Below are 23528 nucleotides of genomic sequence, written 5' to 3'. Positions count from 1 at the left end.
TTTAAAGGAGTTTTACTGTGAAGAAAAAGTGGTTATCAGTGCTATTAGCGGGCACAATGATTTTAGCAGCTTGTGGCAACAATGCAGAAGAATCGTCTAAGAAAAATCATACGGAACATGATCAAACACAAACAAAAGAGCAATCAAATCACGGAAGTCATCAACACACACTAGCCAATGGCGATCTTCAAGAGGAAACAGCATCGGCAAACAAATTACCGAGTTTTTTAGATAATCAATCAGAGGATTTGAAACTGGTTTATACAGCAGCTGGGCAGGCAACAGAAGTTTTAAAATGGATGCCTTGTTATTGTGGATGTGCAGAAAGTGCCAATCATAAAAGCAACTTAAATTGTTTTATAAAAAAAGTAAAAGACGATGGTTCCGTTGTGTGGGATGATCATGGTACGCGCTGTATTGTTTGTGTAGAAATTGCAGTTAAATCGATTAAGCAAGCACAAGAAGGGGCATCACTTAAAGAAATCCGTAAACAAATTGATAATGATTATAAAGAGGGATATGCAAAACCAACATCAACCCCTATGCCATTATAATATCTGTCTAGAATAGGGAGTATATATGATCTTTTGTGTGAATCTAGGGTTAAATTTAGGATTTTTACTTTTCCAATAGGTTTTTACCATAATTAAAACACAATAGCAGACAATTAGAAGAGAAACCGCTATCATAAGTGTTGAGTGGGAACAAAACTCGTAGCAAAAGAAATGGAGATGAACAACTTGGAATATCGTATTGAACATGATTCCATGGGAGAGGTAAAAGTACCTGCAGAACGTAAATGGGGTGCTCAAACGGAGCGTAGTAAACAAAACTTTAAAATTGGTTCTGAACATATGCCAATCGACTTTATTCATGGCTATGCATTACTTAAAAAATCAGTAGCAAAAGTATGTGTTGAACTTGGTACATTATCACAAGTGAAAGCAGATGCAATTGCTCATGCAGCTGATGAAATCATGACTGGTAAATGGGATAGCGAATTCCCACTAGTTATTTGGCAAACAGGTAGTGGTACTCAAACAAATATGAACGTTAACGAAGTAATCGCTCACCTTGGTAACGAATACCTTGAAGCTCAAGGTAGTGAAGAACGCCTACACCCAAATGACGATGTGAATAAATCTCAAAGCTCGAACGACTCGTTCCCGACTGCAATTCATATTGCAACTTCAATTGCAGTAGAAAAGAATTTACTTCCTGCTTTACGTCAAATTAAAGCAACTTTAAAAGCAAAATCTGAAGAATTTATGCAACTAATTAAAATTGGTCGTACACACTTACAAGATGCTACTCCTTTAACATTAGGTCAAGAAATTAGCGGTTGGTTACACATGATCGAAAAATCAGAAGAAATGATTGAAGAAAGTTCTAAACATATGTTAGAACTTGCAATCGGTGGTACTGCAGTAGGTACTGGTTTAAATACTCCTGATGGCTTCGATGAAAAAGTAGTTGCTGTATTAGCTAAAGAAACAGGTCTAAAATTCGTTGCATCACCAAACAAATTCCATGCACTAACTTCTCATGACCAAATGGTAACAGCTCACGGTGCTATGAAAGCTTTAGCTGCAGACTTAATGAAAATTGCCAACGATGTTCGCTGGTTAGCTTCAGGTCCTCGTTCTGGTTTTGGTGAAATCTCAATCCCAGAAAACGAACCAGGTTCATCCATTATGCCAGGTAAAGTAAACCCAACTCAATGTGAAGCTGTTACAATGGTAGCTGTACAAGTTATGGGTAATGATGTAACTCTTGGCTTTGCTGCATCTCAAGGTAACTTTGAATTGAATGTATTCAAGCCTGTTATTCTTTATAACTTCATGCAATCTGTTGAATTATTATCTGACGTAATCCGCAGCTTCGATGAACACTGCTTACAAGGTATTACTGCTAACGAAGATAAACTTGAACACTTCTTAAACAACTCACTAATGTTAGTAACTGCTCTTAACCCATACATCGGTTATGAAAATGCAGCGAAAATTGCTAAACATGCACATAAAAATGGTCTAACATTAAAAGAAGCTGCCCTTGAAACTGGTCTTCTAACAGAAGCACAATTCAACGAATGGGTTGTTCCAAGCAAAATGATTAAATTCTAAAACTTATTGTGGTTTTGATTTTACATTTCACAATAGATTAAATTCGTATAGATATTTAAAAAGGAGTTGTCCAAATATAGCACATTTGGCAACTCCTTTTTCCTTGGTATATCCACATTGATACTATGTTTTTCACAGGGTCTTTTTTATTTTTTCAAAAACTCTAGAAATGTCTCGGCTGTTTTAGAAAGGAATGGCGTATTGAGATGAATAGCATGGAAGTCACGATTATAATTGTATTTATCCTTTAAAACAATCTGTAACTTGTTTAACTGCATTTCATTTTTAATTGTCCATTCAGAGAGTAGTGCAACCCCTAGACCATTTACTACGGCTTCTTTTATGAGCTGTGTGCTACCAAATTCTAATATACGATGAGGTACAATATTATGTTCCTTTATAAAATGTTCGAATGCTTCACGAGTACCAGAGCCCTGTTCTCTAATAATCCATGTTTGATCATTTAAGTTATGCACAGTTTGTTCAGACTTTGCAACAATGACCATATGATCTGTTGCAATCTTGTGCATAACTAACCGTTTAATGGGAATAGAACCTTCAATTATCCCCAAATCTAAAGTCTGATTAATGATTTTATCAGCTATTTCTGTTGTATTATCGATACATATACGTGGATATACTTGTGGATAATTTGTTAAAAACGCTGCTAAACATTTGGGTAGAAGGTATTCACCATATGAATAACTTGCACCAAGTAGTAATTCACCCGCAACATGATTCGTCAAATCGTCCAATGCTCGATTCATTTTTGTGGATAACATGTTTATTTCTTTTCCATAGTAGACCACAATCTCCCCAGCTTTAGTAAGTTGTATCTTTTTTTGTGAACGATCAAAAAGCTGCACGTTTAGCTCTTCTTCTAAACTTTTTATATACTGACTGACAGCCGGCTGTGTCATATACAGCTCTTCTGCAGCTCGTGAAAAATTCATATGCCTTACGACAGTTAAGAAAATCTGTAGTTTATCAGCCATAGACCCTCCTATAAGTAAATACTTATGGTTTTGATAATAATCATTAATTATCTTTTTGATTAGCTACATTCTATCATGATAATAGAAAACAAAATAGGAGATGAGATTATGCAACTATCTGGAGGGTTTATTAAAGGAATAGTATTTACCATTGTTATAGCGATTGTATCGTATTTCCTAAGCAAACTTCCATACATGAATTATTTAGGGCCATTGGCAATTGCCATAATTATTGCAGTTATTATTAGAAATACACGACCTTATCCACAGCAGTGGAAAAGTGGAATTGATTTTTCAGCTAAGAAAATTTTACGATTTGCAATTATCCTATATGGGATTCGATTAAATATTGCTGTTGTAGCAAATGAAGGACTTCCATTGATTCTTCGAGCAGCAGGGGTCATTGTAGGCACAATCTTATTAACAGTTTTTATTGGGAAATTATTAGGCGTAGAAGAAAAGTTAACGATGCTATTGGCATTTGGCACAGGAATCTGTGGTGCAGCCGCTATAGCTGCAGTTTCGCCTATTGTAAAAGCTAAAGAAGAAGATACAGCCATGTCGGTTGGTATGATTGCTTTAATGGGAACCATTTTCTCCTTAATTTATCCAACTGTTGGTCATTTGTTGAACTTAACGCCAGAAGCTTATGGGTATTGGTCAGGATATAGTTTACATGAAATTGCACACGCTGCATTAGCGGGAGCAGCATTTGGTGATGCTTCACTAACGCCAGCTCTATTGGCAAAACTAAGCCGTGTATTATTATTATTCCCAGTAACATTATTGCTTGTTGGGTTTATGAAAATTAAAAATGGGGGAACAGGTCAAAAAGCTTCTTTTCCATATTTCTTATTAGGATTCTTAATCGTTTCAGCCCTAGGTACTTGGGGGACACAACAAGGATGGCTTAGTGAAGCAATGCAAAATATAATCGCTCAAACAGGTACTTTCTTTTTAGCTGTAGCAATGGCTGCATTAGGAATGTCAGTTGACTTAAAAGAATTAAAAACAAGAGCTTTAAAACCACTAATCATGTTAACCATTGTATCGGTGATTTTAAGTTCTGTCGTATTAACTATTATTTAATAAAAGTGTTCGTAGATTTAACTAGCTCAAGTAAATAAATACTCGAGTTATAACGTCGATAAATTAAAACAAGAGCTAACGAAAAATTACTTTCGTTAGCTCTTTACTTTGTTGGAATTATTAATGTTCATTTCTTTTTTTATAAATGATCGTTAGAACAACTAAAACAAGTAGAATTACTTGACCGATAATTGTTTCAACTGTTGGGTAGAAACCAATAGATGCCCATACTGGCAAGCCAGTAATAACAGTTGAAGGTAATACACCTGTTAGTTGCAATGTGTGAATGCTTACACCAATAATTTTGAACGCTAGTATATAAATTAATACTGTTGCGACTGTAAAGAATCGGTGAACAGGAATTTTTCCACTAAATCTTAATAAGAAGAATGCTACAACAGCTAATATTCCGACTGCAACTGCAATTCCCAGAGAGAAATCCGAAGTCGACATTTTGGGAGCTATGCCGGCGTAAAAAATTAATGTTTCAGCACCTTCACGAAATACGGAAAGGAAACTAATGAAAGCCATTACCCATACGCTTTGTTTTGACATCGCATGGTTTAATTGTTTTGCAATATAAGCATTCCAAGCTTTAATATTGGATTTACTATGCATCCAAACACCAATACCTAGCATCATAGCAGCTGCGATTAAACCAATATATCCTTCAATCATTTCTCGGCTCGTGTTGATGGTAGCTGAGTTAAATAATGTAGACATTAAAATCGCTGCGACAGCGCTTAATGCAATCCCAACACCGGCACCAAGATAAATCCATTTTTCCATATGGCGGTTATCTGATTTCTTTAAGAAAGCAACTAATGCAATAATGATTAGTAATGCTTCCAAACCCTCACGAAGAAGGATTAATGCTGAATCCCAAAAGCTATAGTTTTGATTACCTTGGATCAACTGAATTTGTTGCTTAAAGTTATCAAGTTGTGCCTGGATATCTTTTGTATCAACATGATCTTTCATCAAATCACTTGCGATAATTGGCATGTCACTTTCAATTTTCGTATAAAGACCTGCATTCTTCGTACGAATATCGCCTTCAACGTTAGGCCAAGTGGTGATGAATTTTTTGATAGTAGCAGATGCCTTTGAATAATCTTGGTCATCAATTTGCGTTTTTGCTTGATCGATTAAGTCAACTAATGATTGTAAAGAGAAAGTACCTTTAGCAGTTGAAGCGACTTTCTTACCAGCCCCAAAATCTGTTATGGCTTTTTGTAGTTCGTTATATTGATCTTGAATTGCATCAATATTTGGTTTTTCATCAGAAAGTGCAATACGTATGAAAGACATTTTCGTTTCAATTTTACCGTATGCAGCAATATCGTATTCGCGTACTGGTGTTTCTTTTTTCTTCCAGAAGGCATTAAAGTTATTATAAGCTGTTGTAAGTTTCTCAACATTACCTTCTTTTATCGCTGCTTGCAATTGATTAAGTGCAGGAGTCATTGCAGTGGCAAAAGCCTTTCTTTCGGCCTTTTCGTCAACTGGGTTTTCAGCTTTTTCAAGAGCTGTTAATGCTTTTGAAAGTGCTGAAAGTGCAGCTAAACGATCATCTTTTGAAGATGCGCTTTGTGCATCATCCAACGCTTGAGTAACAGCTTTTGATTCTTTTGAATTTTTGACGTTTGCTTGATTCCAATCTTTTTCAAAAGTTTGGAGTGCGTCATTTGCTTTTGCATCGTCACCTTGTTTGGAATTCATAATGGCATCGCTGATGGAAATATACAGATGACTGTAAGATTCCGCAGCAGCTACAGGATGAATTGCTGTTAGTGTAACAAGGAGAAGGATAATAGCAAATTGACTACAACGTATTAAATAATGCTTCACCTATATAACTCCCTTTTTTAATGCCAGGGAAGCAAGCAAAGACTCCGCTGCCTCGATGGGTAATATATTCATTTAATTTATCCATACGACCAAGCTGGTTTTGGATTTTAGTAAATTGTTCAGGATTTTTTTGGAATGATATAAAGACTAATCCAGCATCATAAGAACCTGTTGAATCTACAATACCTGATGAGTAAGAATAAGAACGTCTCATGATTCGGGCTTTGGATTGTTTTGCAAGGAATACATGTGAGTTTTCTGGCACAATATAGTTGCCATTTTCATCTTTACGTTCAATGTCCATAGAATCAAATTCATTTTTCTTACCAATTGGAGCGCCACTATCACGATGGCGACCAAAAGTATTTTCTTGTTCTTTTAATGCTGTACGATCCCATGTTTCTAAATGTAATTGTATACGACGGACAACTAAATAAGAACCACCTGTCATCCATGGCTTAGAATCACCGGATTGTACCCAAACAACCTTATTCATATCTTTTTCACTTGAAGTAATTGGATTTTCTGTACCATCTTTAAATGCAAATAAGTTACGAGGTGTTTGCTTTTTGCCGTTTTCAACAGGGAATGAATTGAATCCTGCTTGGGACCATTTCATAGAAACTTTACCTGATGCGGCACGAATTAGATTTCGCACTGCATGGAATGCAACTTGTGGATCGTCAGCACAAGCTTGAATGCAAATATCCCCACCTGTATAAACCTCTTCTAACTGGTCTTTTGGGAAATGGGGGAGGTCTTTTAGTTCTGTTGGTTTTAGAGATGCGAGACCAAGTTCCTTCTTTTCAAATAGAGACGGTCCAACACCAAATGTGATGGATAAATTACGAGCATCCAGTCCTTTTGCTTCACCAGTATCTTTTGGTGGAAGAATACCATTTTTATATTCCACACCAATTGTTTCGCCATTCATCATATGAACAGCAAGAGGTGTCCACATTTTGAACAACTCTTGCAGCTCTGCTTTTGATTTGACTAAAACGTTTAAAGAAGCAAAGTAGATATTCGTTTGTACAGCAGTGTCAATACCTGATTGGTGCTTACCGTAAAAGTTTACTTTATTGGCTACGCTACTATCATCATCCAGCAAGAAATCTTTACCGAATGCTTTTAAAACTCCTCCCATACCAGAGGCGCCAATTGCAATACCGGCAGCTCCAGCACCGGTCATTTTCAACATTTGTCTACGTGAGATTTTTTTATCTAATAATTTTTCACCATTATTTGTTTCAGTCATTGATCAATCACTCCATAATAATTCCCATTTGACTTAATGGTTCACCTAGGTGGTTTACAGCTTCTGCTAAGGCCTTAGTATCTTCTTTAGTTAGTTTTGTATATGAAACATAACCGCCGTCTTTTGTTTCATATTTTGCTAACAAATCATTAACTGCTTTAAATTTTTCAGTTAAATCTTTTGCTAATTTAGGATCTTTATTGATGATTTGATCTTCTAAAATAGTGAAGATTTTTTCTGCACCTTCAACGTTCGCTTTGAAGTCATACAAGTCAGTGTGAGAATAGATTTCTTCTTCTCCTGTAATCTTTGATGTAGATACTTCGTTTAATAAGTCAACAGCACCAGTCATCATAAGATCAGGTGTTACGTCTACAGTTTCTACACGAGCACGTAATTCTTTTGAGTCAGCAAGTAACTGGTCAGCTATTTTTTCATAACCTTTTGTCGTGTTTTCTTTCCAAAGGCCGTATTCGATTTTATGATAACCAGTCCAGTCTTCTTCACCTTGACCTTCTGCTTTTAAGTCTGCAAGACGAGCATCAATACGAGGATCAAGATCGCCAAAGCTTTCTGCGATTGGTTCTGAACGTTCAAAATACATACGAGCTGTTGGGTAAATTTCTTTCGCTTTTTCGACGTCGCCAGCTTTCACTGCTTTAACGAATTTTTCAGTTTCAATTGTGAATTTGTCCATTTGGTCAATTGCAAATTCTTTATATGCCTCGATTTCTTTTTGTAAATCAGGGGATGTTGCAGAAGTTGTTTCTTCTGTTTTTGCCTTGGAGTCATCTTTCTTAGCCGTATCTGAACTATTGCAGCCAGTTAAAACAACGCTCCCTGCTAATAAAATGGCTGTTAATGATTTCGCTTTCATTCATATCCTTCTTTCTATTAAATTATTTCTCGGTTCATTTCCACTAATAGTAATGATAATCATTATCATCGAGAAAATCAATAGAATTAGAGAAAGAAATTAAAAGAGTGGAGTTAATATATGAATCTACAAAACTATTTTCAACTTTACGTAAAAATTAAAATTCGAACTTTTTACAATACTTCCCTATATATATGAGGTGTATGGATAAAATATTTAATTTTTTTTTACGATAAATTACAGTAAAACTTTTTATGTATGTATAATCGTCTTTTAAACGTATACAGGAAAATTCCCTAAAGGAGCTTCTAAGGAATGAAAAAAAGAAAAGCGCAGATGCACTATGATGAAGACTTACTATCATTTATCCGAGCAAATAAAAAGCAACTCTATTGGTTAGCGTATAGTTACGTTAAAAATGAGCAAGATGCTTTAGATATTGTACAAGAAAGCATTCAAAAATCTATGCAGTATTATGATCAACTAATGGAGAAGGAAAAGCTGAAAAGCTGGTTTTATAGAATAGTAGTTAATACATCACTCGATTTTTTAAAGAAAAATCGTCATTTACCAACTGAAGATGAAACATTACACTATTTAACTTCTCCTCAAGAAGATCGGTATGAGAACATTGATCTTCAACAAGCCTTATCGATGTTACCCACAAAATATCGCGAAATTGTTATATTAAGATACTTTGAGGATATGAAATTAGAAGAAGTGGCCTATGTTCTTAATGAAAATACGAATACGATTAAAACCAGATTGTACAAGGCACTGAAGCTTTTGCGAATTGAATTACAAGAGGAAGAAGGCGAGAAGTACCATGGATAACAAAATAAAAGAATTAAAAAAACAATATGAGAGTATGCCTATTCCAGACAATTTAGATGATGTCATTGAGATGGCTATAAAAAAAGGAAAAAAGAAAAAAACAGTACCAAGATGGCTTTTTAGTACTGTAGCAGCAGTGGCGATTTTCACTGTTGGGGTGAACATTAGTCCAGCAATGGCTCAAACATTAGATGGTATACCGGTTATTAATAAAGTCGCGAAAATTCTTACTTTCCGTGAATATAAAGTAAAAGATGAAACATATGAAGCAAATATTAAAGTACCAAATATTAAAGGTTTAAATGATGATAAATTAGAATCTAAGTTAAACGAAAAATATATTGAAGATGGAAAAAAACTTTATAGTGATTTTAAAGACACCGTTGCAGATATTAAGAAAAATGGTGGAGGCCATTATGGTGTAGAAAGTGGTTACTCAGTAAAAACAAATGACGAGCAACTCGTATCAATCGGTCGATATGTTGTAAACACAGTGGGCTCTTCATCAACAACGATGAAATACGATACGGTGGACAAAGAAAATAAAGTCGTTCTAAGTCTGCCAATGCTATTCAAAGACGATGCCTATATCAAAACCATCTCCAACTATATCGAGGATCAGATGAAGAAAGAAATGAAAGAATCCAAAGATAAAACCTATTGGGTAGAAGGTGTAGGGGGACAAGATTATGGTACATTTGATGGATCAAAGAATATTAAACCAACTCAAAACTTCTATATTAATAAACACCATCAATTAGTTATAGCATTTGATAAATATGAAGTAGCACCAGGATACATGGGGCTAGTTGAGTTTAAAATCCCAACCAAAATAATACAAAAGGATTTAGTAAGTAATCAGTATATTAAGTAATGACGCTGTTATAGGCTTGTCGGTCCGCCCACGAGAGATCAACAGTATCGGTAAACAAAGTTTAAATAATCTAATCATAAATATAAAAAAACATGTCCCATCAAAAAGGTGGGGCATGTTTTTTGTTAGAGATTAATCTAGATATTCTTTTAATTCATTTTCCAAAAATGGCTTGGCTGATAATAATTCGGTAAATGCATTATAACGTGCTTTTTGAACAATAGTCGGTTTTTTACCCGTATAGTAAGCACGGATTAAGATATTCTTAGGTGTATGCTCCATATCGATAAATTCTAGGAGCTGTGCATCATATCCTACGAGATTTAAAATTTCAGCACGTATAGAATCTGTAGCAAGTGCTGCGAAACGATCTTTAATGATACCGTGTTGTAGCATGATATCAAGTTGTGGTGAATGAAGTTGACGGTTCAATTCGTGTTGACAGCAAGGGACGCTTAAAATAACACGGGCTCCCCATTTTACAGCACGTGCTAAAGCCATATCTGTTGCGACATCGCAAGCATGAAGCGTAACGACCATATCAACAGCTGTTTCCTCATTATAGTCATTAATATCTCCAACTAAAAATTCAAGTTGGTCATATTGTAAGTCTTTTGCGATTTTTGCACATTCTTCAATGACTTCTTTTTTCAAATCAAGTCCTGTCACACGAATATCTAATCCTTGTTCGACTTTTAAATAGTGATATAAAGCGAAGGTTAAATAAGATTTTCCAGAGCCAAAATCTAAAATACGAATTGTTCGATCTTTTGGTAAGTAATCAAGCGAGTCATGAATAAATTCAATGAAACGGTTAATCTGTTTAAATTTATCGTATTTTTGTTTCTTTACTTTACCTTCAGGAGATTGAACCCCTAGACGGATTAAGAATGGATATGGCTTATCGGGATCAAGTAAATAATTTTTCTTGCGGTTGTGTGATAAATTCACTTTTTTCTTTTCAGTCTTTTCTGTTTTCCATAGCACTTTATTTTTCTTAGAAAGCTGCACTTGAATATTTTCACGGATAAATTCACCTTGGAATTGGCGGAACTGTTCAAAGAGTTCGTTTAAGCTAGGGCCAATCAAAGATAAAGGGATATTTTCGTGTTTGATAATTCGTTCATATTGATATTCAAATTGAATATGATAAATACCTTTTAGATTAATTGGTTTCATTTTCACCCGTTTTAAATCACTAGATTTAGTACGTGGTTGACTGATGGTTGCTGATACAAGTTCTTCCTTTAATATATGCTCGAGCAAACCCTGTTTCATTTCGTTAAAATCCATCATCTTCGCCTTCTTTATCATTTAATCATTGGCATAAGTGTATCATAATTTTGGATTTTCTAAACGATGAAGGATCAATCGTTACTTTTTATCAATATAGGTAAGAGTCTTACCAGTCCAACCAGCAATGATAGTTAATATGGGTGATAGAAGGCAGAAAAATGCAAAAGGCAAGTACTCCCACGTAGATACTGCTAACACTTTTGTGATGAAAATTCCGCAAACACTCCAAGGAATCAGTGGATTTACAACAGTTCCTGCATCTTCTGCAACACGAGCTAAGTTTTTGTTCTTTAATCCTACTTTTTGAAATTGTGATTGGAAGGCTTGGCCAGTAAGTAAGATTGAAAGGTATTGTTCCCCGATTAATGCATTCACACCAATAGCTGTTAATGCAGCACCTGTAACAACAGAACCGACACTTTTGAATATTTTTTCAACACGGGACAGTAATGCTTGTATGATACCTAGAGTGAACAAAAGGCCACCCATACTAAGAGCTAAAATAACAAGTCCTACAGTAAACATCATGCTATTGATGCCCCCGCGAGATAATAGAGAATCGATATCTTTTATACCTGTATGAGATGTATACCCATTAAATAGAATGTTCAAGACATCACCAAATCCATAGTGATGGTGGAAATAAGAAACTAATATGGCTACAACAGTACTTGCTGCTAGTGTTAAAATAGCTGGAGCTTTTTTCAATGCCATTAAAACAAGAACGAAAAGTGGAATCAATGTGTACCAATGAATCATTCCAGTTGAAAGCAAACCGTCTTTGAAGGTTGTAATTTTATGTGCGTTTTGTAATACCTGTGATGGTGACAAAATAGCATAAAAAATTAGTGAAAGAATGAGTGCAGGAATGGTTGTCCAGCACATATTCTTGATATGTTCAAATAAATCAACGCCCATTATTGTAGATGATAAATTGCAAGTATCAGATAATGGTGACATTTTATCGCCAAAGAATGCACCAGATACAATGGCACCTGCAGTAATCGCAAGCGAAATATCCATGGCACTAGCCATACCAATAAAGGCTACTCCTACTGTTGCCGTAGTCGTAAGAGAACTACCAATCGCAATTCCGACAATACAAGTAACGATAAATACTACAGCGTAGAAGAAATGAGGAGTAATTGTTTCAAATCCTAAGTAAATAAGTGTAGGAATTGTCCCGCTCATAATCCAACTACTAATCAACATCCCAATAAAGAAGAAAATGAAAATAGCGCTAAGTCCTGCTGATGCACCTTCTACTAGTCCATTCTCCAAATCTTTGTAGGATACTTTTTTATATAGACCATATGCCATTAATAATAGAATGCTGATTAAAATAGGCATATGTGGTACTGCATCAAAACCAGCAATACAAATTGTCATAGTAGCAATAATAATAATGATTAAGATGAGTGCCTCTAAAAAGGAAGGTGTCATCTTAGCTTGAATACGAAACATGGTAAATCCTCCTTCAAAATTAATAATCTATTTAACTTCCCGCGCTAGTGACAGAGCATTTATTCATAAAAAAATCCTTCTATCCCATCAAAAGGGACGAAGGAAAACTCCGCGGTACCACCCTAATTGTCAAAGTTAATTTGACCACTTCATTGGTTCAAGTTTAGCTGATGGTGTAATTCATCATTGTAATAACCTAGGCTTTCAGCAACTACCTAGTCTCTATTTGCTGTTATCTACAACACTACTATTGGTCCATCACTCGAAATATACTTTTTCGCTTCAACGCGTTGAAGCTATAAAGTATTTTAACATGTTTTGAAAACTAGTCAATATGTTTGACGTATTTTTTTTATTTAAAATAGTTAATTTATATAATGAGTCGTTGATAAAATGAATACTCAGAAGCTAAGAAGGATGACCATAAAAGATAAACAGTAGCAATTATTATAGGATGAAGCCTGAATTCACGAAAACTAAAGTACCATTGTTATATGCCATATTTATGAGAACATTATCTATGAAGCGGAAGATGGCGACTCCTGCGGGAAAGCGAGAAAGGTGAGACCCCGCAGTGAAGCAATTAAGGAACGGAGTCTAAGAACGCCACGTCCTGTGGCAACGACTCCGTGACCAACATCCTGTTGCCCTGAGGAGGCTCAACGCTCGCCAGTGGAAAGCGCCATCTGGAGCGGCATACTAAGAATAAGCATTTATGAAATTGACTCAAATGAATAAATAGTCATTCATTTTTAAGGTTATTAATAACAGAATAATATGATAGTATAGAATATACAGAACTCTATTAAATGGGGTGGCGTAAAAAGTTTTAAATATATTCATTATTAATTTCTTTAGATTGAAACCAGCTATATTGCAATATAAAAAGGTTTGTTTTTGTAACGAGAAATTAAGTTGGATATAAAACAGAGTTGTTCAAAGGGGGAATCAAGATGTCCGATAATATGTTTCAATTAATGGCCATTCTTATTTATATGGTCGCAATGTTGGTCATTGGCTGGTATGCATTTCGGAAGACGTCTAATTTAACAGATTACATGTTAGGTGGACGATCGTTAGGACCTGCAGTTACAGCATTAAGTGCTGGAGCAGCAGATATGTCAGGATGGTTATTAATGGGATTACCAGGCGCAATTTATGCAAGCGGTTTAGTAGAAGCGTGGATTGCCATTGGTTTAACTGTAGGGGCTTATTTAAACTGGTTATTTGTGGCACCACGTTTAAGGATGTATACACAAGTATCGAATGATTCGATTACGATTCCAAGTTATTTAGATAATCGCTTAAAAGATAAAACAAAATTACTAAGAATTGCATCGGGTTTAATCATTTTAGTATTCTTTACTTTCTACGTTTCTTCGGGAATGGTTGCGGGTGGAGTATTTTTTGAGAGTTCATTTGGATATAACTATCATTCAGGTTTATTGTTAACTTCAGGTGTCGTCATTGCATATACATTATTTGGCGGCTTCTTAGCAGTAAGTTATACAGACTTTATACAAGGACTTGTGATGTTTTTAGCACTTATTATTGTCCCGATTTTTGGTGTATTTTTAACAGGTGGATTTTCAGAAACAACAGCATCCATTCGTGAAGTGGATCCTAAACTATTAAGTCTATTTTCAGGAGCTACAGTGACAGGTGTTATTTCAACGGTTGCTTGGGGGCTAGGATATTTTGGACAGCCCCATATTATTGTTCGATTTATGGCTATTAAGAGTGTAAAAGAAACAAAACAAGCACGACGTATAGGAATCGGGTGGATGTTATTAAGCTTAATTGGTGCGATTGCTACTGCGTTAGTAGGGATTGCGTATTATCACCAAAAAGGTCTAACCTTAAAAAATCCAGAGACTGTATTTATAGCGCTTGGTCAAATACTATTCCATCCGTTTATCGCAGGTATTATGTTAGCGGCTATTTTAGCTGCAATCATGAGTACGATTTCTTCACAATTAATCGTTACATCATCTGCTTTAGTAGAAGATATCTATAAAGCGGTATTTAAAACAAATGCTTCAGATAAACAATATGTATTTTTGGGCCGCATGGCCGTATTACTTGTTTCTGTTTTAGCAATGTATTTGGCGTGGGAACAAGACAATAAAATTCTAGATCTTGTATCCTTTGCTTGGGCTGGGTTTGGTGCAGCGTTTGGTCCAATTATCTTGTTAACACTTTATTGGAAAAAAATCACGAACTGGGGTGCTCTCGCAGGCATGGTAGCTGGTGCTGCAACTGCTTATATTTGGGGATCTAATGAGCATTTACATAAGGCCCTGTATGAGATTGTTCCAGGTTTTATCATTTGTTTAATTGTCGCAGTAATTATTAGCTTAATTACGTATAGACCAAATAAAGACATTGAAGATGAATTCGATCGAACGATAGAATTGTTAGAACAAGAAAAAAGAGGGTAAAGAAGTCATGCCTGTAGTTTGCAATAAATGCGGCTACAGGCCGATTTTTTCTAAGGGGTGGTAATAAATGTTCGAATTAGATCATGTTGTATATTTTACAACGAAAAGTCCAGCTCAGATTGCACAGCAAGTTATAATAGAAGGAATTCATCCAGTTATTGGTGGGCAACATTTACAATGGGGAACGTATAATGCATTACTATATACAAAAAATAGTTATATTGAGTGGTTAGCAGTGGAGAATGAAGATGTTGCAAAGGTGACAAATCAACCACTTGTAAAACAATTACTTTATGATATTGATGATGGGGATGGATTTTACTCATTATGTTTAAGATCAGATGATTTAAAAAGGAAAAATCTTTATTTCAAAAAGCTAGGTTATCGAACGAGTGGCATTTTACCTGCTGAAAGAAAAACAGCAGACGGTAAAGTTATTAGATGGAAAATGTTATTCATTGAGCAAAAACTAGATGATTCCTTGCCTTATCCTTTTTTTATAGAATGGGAACAGCCTTTAGATGAAAGATATGACATGCTAAAAGCTGACGGTACAATCCAGCAAGTAAATGAAGAAATACAAATAGAACGCTGTATTTTCCGTGTAAAAGATGTAGAAAGAAAATTAATACAGTGGTCACGGCTACTATCCTTACCTGCTAAAGGAAATACATTAAAACTAGCCAATGCAACTTTTGAATTTCAACAATTGCAAGAAGGAAAAGAACGCCTTCAAACTATCGATATTGTGAAAGTTTGAGTTTTTGACATTTCTTGTGTTAGGATGGACATAACTTATAAATAGGAATGACAGGAAGAGGAGAGTAGAAAAGGGAATCTGCTCGGCTCTTCTTTTTTAATTGTTCTGCATGATTTGTGAAGGAGGATCATTATTGGATATATTCATTGAGAAAGCAATATTAGTTGGGGTTAATTTACGTAATGATTTACACTTTGACTATTCAATAGAAGAACTAGGAAATTTGGCTGAAGCGCTAAACGTAGAAGTGGTTGGTGTTGTAACCCAAAATTTAGAACGTATAAATCCTTCGCACTATGTCGGTACAGGCAAAACCGAGGAAATAAAAAATTTCTATGATGCAGCAGACGCAAATTTGGTAATATTCGATGATGAATTATCACCATCACAAATTCGTAATTTAGAAAGAGATTTAGAGTGTAAAGTTATTGACCGAACTATGCTCATTCTAGATATTTTTGCCAGACGAGCAAAATCAAAAGAAGCGCAAATGCAAGTAGAATTAGCTCAATTGCAATATATGCTACCACGATTAGTAGGGCTTCGAGATTCCTTAAGTCGTCAAGGTGGTGGTACTGGTGGTGGGTTTAAAAACCGTGGTGCTGGTGAAACAAAACTCGAACTGGATCGCCGGAAAATTGAAGAACAAATCTCAAAACTCAATAAAGAGCTAGAGCATGTAAAAGAACAACGTGAAACTCAACGAAAACAGCGTCGTAAAAGTGAAATTCCAATTGTTTCAATTGTAGGTTATACAAATGCAGGCAAATCAACAATTATGAATCAACTGTTAAATAAAATCGATCAACAAGAACATAAACAAGTTTTTGAAAAGGATATGCTATTTGCAACACTCGAAACGTCAGTAAGACAAATTACCTTACCTGACAATAAGAGCTTTCTGTTAACAGACACAGTTGGTTTTGTTAGTAAACTTCCTCACCATTTAGTTAAAGCGTTCCGTTCTACATTGGAAGAGGCAAGAGATGCTGATTTGCTGTTGCATGTAGTGGATGCATCCAATGCAGAAAATCAATATATGATGGAAGTTACAAATACTACTTTGCAAGAAGTTGGTGTTGAAGATATTCCGACTGTTTGTGTATTTAACAAAGCGGATTTAGCTAATCTTGCTTATCCTTATGTAAATAACAATCAAATTTGGATGTCAGCAAAAGAAGGAGCTGGACTTGATGAATTACTACAATTAATTCGTCAACACATTTTCTCGGATTATGTAACGTGTACATTTTGTATACCTTTTGAACGAGGAGATATAGTTTCTTATATGAATGAGTCAGCTCATATATTTGAAACATCTTATGATGAAAAGGGTACTATATTAAAAGTTGAAGTTCATGAATCAACTGCGCAAAAATTTAGAGAGTTTCGGGTAAACTAGGGGAGATGATAAAATTCATCTTCCTTTTTTATTTGTTTTCAATTTATCCAATAATTTTTGGGTTTGGACGAGCGTCATTCGCTTTTTTCTTTACTTGAAAATCTAGCATTTGTAACTTAATAAAGGAACCATATGTATTTTTGGAAAGGACATACTTTTCAGGTTGATTTTTCAATGAACTGAAATATTGTAATTTTCTGATTATAGTATAACGTATATTCGTTGCTGTAAAAAGGTTTCTAATTGTCTTAATAATCAAAAAATAAACAATTTTCTATATCAGAAAATTTTTTGACATGACACAAATGTGCGTGTATAATGGACAACATCTTCACTAAATTTACGAAGTTATAAACTTTATAGTTTGAATTGTAAGACTATTTTTTATATTGAAAGAAGGAGAGTTTTTATGGCAACTAAAGAAGAAATCGTCAAGTCGGTTCCCCAAACAGGGTTCTTCGGACATCCAAAGGGTTTGTTTAGTTTGTTCTTTACAGAATTCTGGGAACGTTTCTCATATTATGGTATGAAGGCAATCCTAATATATTTCATGTACGATACAGTACAAAATGGTGGTTTGGGGTTAGATAAAACTACAGCCGCTTCAATTATGGCAATTTATGGATCATTAGTATATATGTCAGGTATTATCGGGGCATGGATTGCTGACCGTATTTTAGGTACTAGAAGAACAATCTTCTGGGGCGGTATTTTAATTATGGCTGGTCATATCTGCTTAGCAATTCCTGGTGGCCTACCATTCTTATTTACTTCAATGGTATTTATTATTATTGGTACTGGTTTATTAAAACCAAACGTATCATCAGTTGTTGGTGATATTTACGCAGATGGTGATAACCGTCGTGATGCAGGCTTCAACATCTTCTATATGGGTATCAACGCAGGTGCGTTCATCTCTCCATTAGTTGTAGGTGCCGTAAAAGAAAATTATAACTATCATGTAGGTTTTGGTATTGCGGCAATTGGTATGGCTATTGGGTTATTTATGTTCACTCTTAACCAAAAACAAAAATTGGGTCTTGCGGGTGTAGAACCTAAAAACCCATTAAATGCTAAAGAACGTAGTAGCATTCTTAAAAAATTGATTGTAGCAGTTATTGTAGTAGCGGTATTAGTTTTAATTGCAGCAATGACCGGTAACTTATCAATTGATGGGGCTGTTAACTTCTTTACAGTAATCGGTTTATTAGCACCAATCGCAGTATTTACTTGGATGTTCACTAGTAAAAAAACAAAAAAAGAAGAGAAGTCACATCTTCTTGCATATATCCCTTTATTTATTACGGGTACAATGTTCTGGATTATTCAAGAACAAGGCTCAACTATTCTTGCTACTTATGTAGCTGAACGTACTGATTTAACAGTTGGATCATTTACAATTCCAGCTTCTTGGTTCCAATCATTAAACCCATTATTTATCATTACAATGGCTCCAATCTTTGCTTGGATTTGGGTTAAATTGGGCAATCGTCAGCCATCTACACCAATTAAATTTTCATTATCACTATTATTTGCTGGTTTATCATTCTTAATCATGATTATCCCTGCAATATCTTCTGGTGGTAAAGAATTAATTAGCCCTTGGTGGATTGTTCTTTCATTCTTCCTAGTAGTAGTTGGTGAATTACTGATGTCACCAGTGGGCTTATCAGCAACAACGAAATTAGCTCCAGCTGCATTTGCTGCACAAACCATGTCACTTTGGTTCTTAGCTAGTACTGCAGCTCAAGCACTTAACGCTCAATTTGCAAAACTATTTGCGGAAATTTCTGAAGTTCAATACTTTGGTTATCTTGGTGGAGCTTCTATAGTACTATTCTTTATCATGTTATTACTAAGCCCTTGGATTTCTAAGAAAATGGGTACCCTTAGATAAAATTAATTTTATACAGGACCTGTCCTATCAAAGTCGGTTATGCCGATTTTGTGGGACGGGTCTTTTTTATTTCAAAGACTATGTTAATGGACACCGTTAATTAATTGTATTCGCAGTGCCAGCGCAATATAGATTCCTTTCAACTAGCCCAATCATATTTAACAGCGCCTATTTTATAAATGCTAAATGAGAATCAGGAAACGCAGAAAATGAGTAATTATAGGCGTTTTTTGGTAATCCGTCACTTATTTGATAATCATTTTCAATTAATCATTGAAAATGATTATCAAGATGATATAATAAATATTGTGAGTTAAATGATAATGATTTTCATTTTCAAGAAACAACTTACAAAATGGAAAAAAGTCGGGGATTGTTATGAAGAAACGATATTTATTTTTAGCGCTTGTTGTCTTATCAATCGTATCTCTCTTCGTAGGGGTAACGGATATATCACCAAAGGATTTACTCAATATTCATTCGGAGAAAACACAAATCTTCCTTATTAGTCGTGTACCAAGGTTAATCGCGATTATCTTAGCAGGGTTTGGTATGAGCATTGCGGGCTTAATCATGCAAAGCTTAAGCCGCAATAAGTTTGTGTCACCTACAACGGCTGGAACATTAGATGCCACTCGTTTAGGAATTCTTGTATCGATGCTGTTATTTGCAAACGCTTCGATGTTGGAAAAAATGGCCGTATCATTTGTATTTGCATTAGCCGGCACATTATTATTTATGCAAATTTTGGGTCGTATTAAATTTAAGGACGCAATCTTTATTCCACTAGTTGGGATGATGTTTGGAAATATTTTATCTTCTATTACAACGTTCTTCGCATATAAGTCGAATGTCATTCAGAATATATCAACTTGGCTGCAAGGGGATTTTTCAATGATTATGAAGGGGCGCTATGAATTGCTTTATATTAGTGTTCCAGTATTAATTATTGCTTATCTCTATGCAAATCGGTTTACGGTTGCTGGAATGGGAGAAGATTTTGCAAAGAACTTAGGGCTAGCTTATAAGCGTATCGTGAATTTTGGTTTGATCCTCGTTGCTTTAGTGACTACTACTGTTGTACTTACAGTGGGCATGATTCCATTTTTAGGTTTGATCATCCCGAACATCGTTTCCATTTTTAAAGGAGATCATTTACAAAAGACTTTACCACATACCGCATTGCTAGGAGCAATCTTCCTATTAATATGCGATATTTTAGGTCGTGTGTTGATTTATCCATATGAAATTTCGATTAGCTTAATGGTAGGCGTCATCGGCAGTGCGGTCTTCCTATTCTTGTTGTTTAGGGGGAAAGCATATGCGTAACAGTATGAAAATGCTCATACTAGTGATTCTTGCTACTATGTTTTGTAGTTTATATCTATTTCAAGGTTTAAATGGTAATTATGACTACATATTGCCTCGGCGTGCAATTAAGGTGATTGCGATGGTATTAACCGGTGTTTCCATTGCTTATTCAACTGTTATTTTCCAAACAATCACACATAATCGCATTTTAACCCCAAGTATTATGGGATTAGATTCGTTGTATTTGTTACTGCAAACGGTCATCATCTTCTTCCTCGGATCTAGCCATATTGCGATTATGAATGCACAAGTGAATTTCATTATTTCCGTAGTTGTAATGATTGGCTTTGCTTTATTGCTCTATCAGTTTTTATTTCGCTCAGGGGGCCGTCCGATTTACTTTTTACTTTTAGTCGGCATTATTGTGGGGACTTTTTTAGGAAGTATTACTACTTTCATGCAAGTTCTAATAGACCCTAATGAGTTTGCTCGAGTGCAAGATAAGATGTTCGCAAGTTTTAATAATGTGAATGGCGATTTAGTATGGTTTGCATTAGTAATCGTCATCATTGTTATGGTATTTGGTTGGCGTATGGTAAATCAATTAGATGTCTTATCACTTGGTCGTGAAACAGCTATTAACTTAGGCGTTCCGTACGATAAGGTGGTAAAACGTATGCTTATCATATCGACAGTGTTAATTGCAGTTTCAACGGCATTGGTTGGACCGATTACATTCTTTGGATTAATCGTAGCTAACCTGTCTTATCAATTTTTCAAAACATACAAACATTCTGTGTTAATCACGGGTGCAGCTCTTATAAGTCTAGTTGCATTAATCGGTGGTCAATGGATTGTTGAACGAGTATTTACTTTTTCAACAACATTAAGTGTTATCGTCAATTTCATCGGTGGTATCTACTTTATTTACTTATTATTAAGGGAGAGTCGATCTGCATGATTCAAGTAAAAGAAATATCCAAATTCTTTGGAAAGAAAGTCGTCGTTGATAAAGTAAGCGTTGATATCCAACGTGGGAAGATTACTTCCTTTATCGGTCCTAATGGCGCCGGTAAATCTACATTATTATCGATGGTAAGTCGCTTGTTAGATGCAGACACTGGTGAGGTGCTACTTGATAGTAAAGATGTAAAGAAAGTAAAATCCAATGATTTTGCAAAACGCGTATCAATTTTAAAACAATCCAACTTCATGAATGTACGCTTAACAATCCGCGAGCTTGTTTCTTTTGGACGGTTTCCATATTCACAGGGGCATTTAACAGATGAAGATAATCAGAAAGTCGATGAAGCTATTCACTATATGAATTTAGAAGATATTCAGCATGATTACTTAGACGAATTATCAGGTGGTCAACGCCAACGAGCCTTTATCGCAATGGTAATCGCTCAAGATACCGAATATATATTGCTGGATGAACCATTAAATAACTTAGATATGAAGCATTCTGTTCAGATTATGAAAATCTTACGTAAGCTTGTGGATGAATTAGACAAAACGGTTGTTATTGTCTTGCATGATATCAACTTTGCATCCGTTTATTCGGACTACATCGTTGCATTAAAAGATGGAAAGGTCATAAAAGATGGTCCAACCAATGAAATTATTAATTCTGAATCATTAAAGGAAATTTATGATATGGATATTCCTATTCAAGAGATGAATAGTTGCCGTATCTGCGTATATTTTAATTCATAATAAAGGAGACGAAAAAATGAAAAAGTGGTCGTTATTAACATTAGTATTCGCTATGCTTCTTGTATTAGGGGCATGTGGCCCTAAAGGTTCAAGTAAAGAGGATTCAAATGCCGGTTCAAAAGAAGAAACAATTACAGTAACAAATGATTTTGGAATTCAAAATGAAGATGGCTCATCAGATTCAGTAAAAGACGAAGTAAAAGTACCTAAAAATCCAAAAAAAGTCGTTTCTTTTGATATGGGCTTTCTAGACACACTTGATACACTTGGTGTTAAAATTGCAGGTGTTCCACAAGATACTATCCCAAAATATCTTGAAAAATACGCAAGTTCAGATTATGAAAATGTGGGTGCCTTAAAAGAACCTGATTTTGAAAAACTTGCGACAATGGCTCCGGATGTTATTTTCATCTCTGGTCGTCAAGCAAGCCTTTATGAAGAGCTAAGCAAAATTGCCCCAACGGTTTATGTAGGTTTAGATACTACACATTACATGGATTCATTTAAAAAGAATACGGAACTAGCTGGTCAAATCTTTGGTAAAGAAGATCAAGTAAAAGATGAATTAGCAAAAGTTGATGATACAATCGCAAAAGTGCAAGGTGAAACAAAAGATTTAGATAAAAAAGCTTTAATCATCCTAGGTTCTGAAGGCAAAATCAGTGCTTACGGTCCTGCATCACGTTTTGGTCTTATTCATGATGTATTTGGCTTCAAAGCTGTTGATAAAGGGATTGAAGTTTCTACTCATGGACAAAATGTTTCTTATGAATATGTTTTAGAAAAAAATCCAGACATCATCTTCGTAGTAGACCGTGATTCTGTTGTTACTGAAGGAGCATCTGCGAAGAAGGATATTGAAAATGATATCGTAAAGAAAACAAATGCTTATAAAGATGGCAAAATGATTTATCTTAACCCAGAAGTTTGGTACTTATCTGGTGGTGGACTACAATCTGTAGCTGAAATGGCGAAGGAAGTAGAAGCAGCTTTATAGAATTTAAACAAAGATAAAAGGGGCGGTCCAATAAATGGATAGCCCCTTTATTCGTACCTAAATTTAAGTTCCTTTTTACAACATTTTTGTGCTATTTCATAGAATAATAAAAAGGTATATTAGGTATAGTTAGTTTATAAACTGAATTAATCAGAACTTCATGGAAAGTTGAATGGGGAGAACTTGCGAGACTCCTGTGGAAAAATAAGTTAGAAAGACCCGGAGAGAACGAAGTGAAGGCACTGGAAAAGTCAAAATGGAATAATATATTTTTGATAAAAATTTGTGTGTTGTTATCTATGTTGAAGTGGAATCAGCGTAGACTCCTGCGGGAAAGCGA

At 35.2% G+C, this 23528-nt stretch carries 19 protein-coding genes; 13 read left to right on the top strand and 6 right to left on the bottom strand.

Features of this window, described 5'->3' with window-relative positions; translation table 11 throughout:
- The first annotated feature begins 17 nt into the window (after nucleotides 1–17).
- Together ABE048_RS01670 and fumC are read left to right on the top strand one after the other, a co-directional pair.
- Complete coding sequence (locus tag ABE048_RS01670; RefSeq protein ID WP_430308753.1) at nucleotides 18–554, top strand: PCYCGC motif-containing (lipo)protein; 537 nt, start codon at nucleotides 18–20, stop codon at nucleotides 552–554.
- A 186-nt stretch (nucleotides 555–740) separates the two neighbouring features.
- Nucleotides 741–2123 (top strand): class II fumarate hydratase, encoded by a 1383-nt coding sequence (gene fumC / locus ABE048_RS01665; protein WP_430308752.1) that lies wholly within the window; start codon nucleotides 741–743, stop codon nucleotides 2121–2123.
- 146 nt (nucleotides 2124–2269) lie between these two features.
- Here fumC and ABE048_RS01660 read toward each other — a convergent pair whose 3' ends face one another.
- Nucleotides 2270–3118, bottom strand: coding sequence for a LysR substrate-binding domain-containing protein (locus ABE048_RS01660; protein WP_430308751.1), 849 nt, complete (start codon nucleotides 3116–3118; stop codon nucleotides 2270–2272).
- A 108-nt stretch (nucleotides 3119–3226) separates the two neighbouring features.
- On the opposite strand from ABE048_RS01660, the gene ABE048_RS01655 reads away from it, so the two are divergent.
- Nucleotides 3227–4207, top strand: a complete 981-nt coding sequence (locus ABE048_RS01655; protein ID WP_430308750.1) for a YeiH family protein — start codon at nucleotides 3227–3229, stop codon at nucleotides 4205–4207.
- Nucleotides 4208–4327: 120 nt separating this feature from the next.
- On the opposite strand, the gene ABE048_RS01650 is transcribed toward ABE048_RS01655, so the two are convergent.
- The 3 genes from ABE048_RS01650 to efeO are packed head-to-tail and all read right to left on the bottom strand — an operon-like array spanning nucleotide 4328 to nucleotide 8193.
- Nucleotides 4328–6058: an FTR1 family iron permease gene (locus tag ABE048_RS01650; protein ID WP_430308749.1), complete on the bottom strand. Its 1731-nt coding sequence runs from the start codon at nucleotides 6056–6058 to the stop codon at nucleotides 4328–4330.
- Nucleotides 6033–7316, bottom strand: coding sequence for an iron uptake transporter deferrochelatase/peroxidase subunit (gene efeB / locus ABE048_RS01645; RefSeq protein ID WP_430308748.1), 1284 nt, complete (start codon nucleotides 7314–7316; stop codon nucleotides 6033–6035). Before efeB ends, ABE048_RS01650 begins: the two co-directional genes overlap by 26 nt.
- Nucleotides 7317–7323: 7 nt before the next feature.
- On the bottom strand, nucleotides 7324–8193 hold the full coding sequence (gene efeO, locus ABE048_RS01640; RefSeq protein ID WP_430308747.1) for an iron uptake system protein EfeO: 870 nt from the start codon (nucleotides 8191–8193) through the stop codon (nucleotides 7324–7326).
- A gap of 315 nt (nucleotides 8194–8508) precedes the next feature.
- On the opposite strand from efeO, the gene ABE048_RS01635 reads away from it, so the two are divergent.
- Together ABE048_RS01635 and ABE048_RS01630 are read left to right on the top strand one after the other, a co-directional pair.
- A complete protein-coding gene (locus ABE048_RS01635; protein WP_430308746.1) occupies nucleotides 8509–9027 on the top strand; it encodes an RNA polymerase sigma factor in 519 nt (172 codons plus the stop codon).
- A complete protein-coding gene (locus tag ABE048_RS01630) occupies nucleotides 9020–9901 on the top strand; it encodes a DUF3298 domain-containing protein (protein WP_430308745.1) in 882 nt (293 codons plus the stop codon). Before ABE048_RS01635 ends, ABE048_RS01630 begins: the two co-directional genes overlap by 8 nt.
- Before the next feature lie 132 nt (nucleotides 9902–10033).
- Here ABE048_RS01630 and ABE048_RS01625 read toward each other — a convergent pair whose 3' ends face one another.
- On the bottom strand, nucleotides 10034–11194 hold the full coding sequence (locus ABE048_RS01625; protein WP_430308744.1) for a class I SAM-dependent methyltransferase: 1161 nt from the start codon (nucleotides 11192–11194) through the stop codon (nucleotides 10034–10036).
- A gap of 81 nt (nucleotides 11195–11275) precedes the next feature.
- Entirely contained in the window at nucleotides 11276–12661 is a 1386-nt protein-coding gene (nhaC, locus tag ABE048_RS01620; RefSeq protein WP_430308743.1) for a Na+/H+ antiporter NhaC, read from the bottom strand.
- A gap of 953 nt (nucleotides 12662–13614) precedes the next feature.
- Here nhaC and putP point away from each other — a divergent pair.
- From putP to ABE048_RS01580, 8 genes are all read left to right on the top strand, one after another.
- Nucleotides 13615–15102, top strand: coding sequence for a sodium/proline symporter PutP (gene putP / locus ABE048_RS01615; protein ID WP_430308742.1), 1488 nt, complete (start codon nucleotides 13615–13617; stop codon nucleotides 15100–15102).
- Between the two features lie 67 nt (nucleotides 15103–15169).
- The gene (locus ABE048_RS01610) at nucleotides 15170–15862 is read left to right on the top strand and encodes a VOC family protein (protein WP_430308741.1); all 693 of its coding nucleotides are present in this window, start codon (nucleotides 15170–15172) and stop codon (nucleotides 15860–15862) included.
- Nucleotides 15863–15995: 133 nt separating this feature from the next.
- Nucleotides 15996–17264 carry a GTPase HflX gene (hflX, locus tag ABE048_RS01605; protein WP_430308740.1) on the top strand — a complete coding sequence of 423 codons (1269 nt, stop codon included), beginning with the start codon at nucleotides 15996–15998 and terminating at the stop codon, nucleotides 17262–17264.
- A gap of 409 nt (nucleotides 17265–17673) precedes the next feature.
- Nucleotides 17674–19161: a peptide MFS transporter gene (locus tag ABE048_RS01600; RefSeq protein WP_430308739.1), complete on the top strand. Its 1488-nt coding sequence runs from the start codon at nucleotides 17674–17676 to the stop codon at nucleotides 19159–19161.
- A gap of 378 nt (nucleotides 19162–19539) precedes the next feature.
- Nucleotides 19540–20490: an ABC transporter permease gene (locus ABE048_RS01595; RefSeq protein WP_430308738.1), complete on the top strand. Its 951-nt coding sequence runs from the start codon at nucleotides 19540–19542 to the stop codon at nucleotides 20488–20490.
- A complete protein-coding gene (locus ABE048_RS01590) occupies nucleotides 20483–21433 on the top strand; it encodes an iron chelate uptake ABC transporter family permease subunit (protein ID WP_430308737.1) in 951 nt (316 codons plus the stop codon). The genes ABE048_RS01595 and ABE048_RS01590 overlap by 8 nt, the downstream gene beginning before the upstream one ends.
- Nucleotides 21430–22191: an ABC transporter ATP-binding protein gene (locus ABE048_RS01585; RefSeq protein WP_430308736.1), complete on the top strand. Its 762-nt coding sequence runs from the start codon at nucleotides 21430–21432 to the stop codon at nucleotides 22189–22191. Before ABE048_RS01590 ends, ABE048_RS01585 begins: the two co-directional genes overlap by 4 nt.
- 16 nt (nucleotides 22192–22207) lie before the next feature.
- Nucleotides 22208–23188: a siderophore ABC transporter substrate-binding protein gene (locus tag ABE048_RS01580; RefSeq protein WP_430308735.1), complete on the top strand. Its 981-nt coding sequence runs from the start codon at nucleotides 22208–22210 to the stop codon at nucleotides 23186–23188.
- The last annotated feature ends 340 nt before the right edge of the window (nucleotides 23189–23528 follow it).

Origin of the sequence: Rummeliibacillus pycnus (assembly GCF_050459865.1) — a bacterium.
In the GTDB taxonomy this organism is placed as follows: domain Bacteria; phylum Bacillota; class Bacilli; order Bacillales_A; family Planococcaceae; genus Rummeliibacillus; species Rummeliibacillus pycnus_B.
The sequence above is the reverse complement of the archived record's forward strand: the minus strand, read 5'-3'. Positions and strand labels throughout refer to the sequence as shown.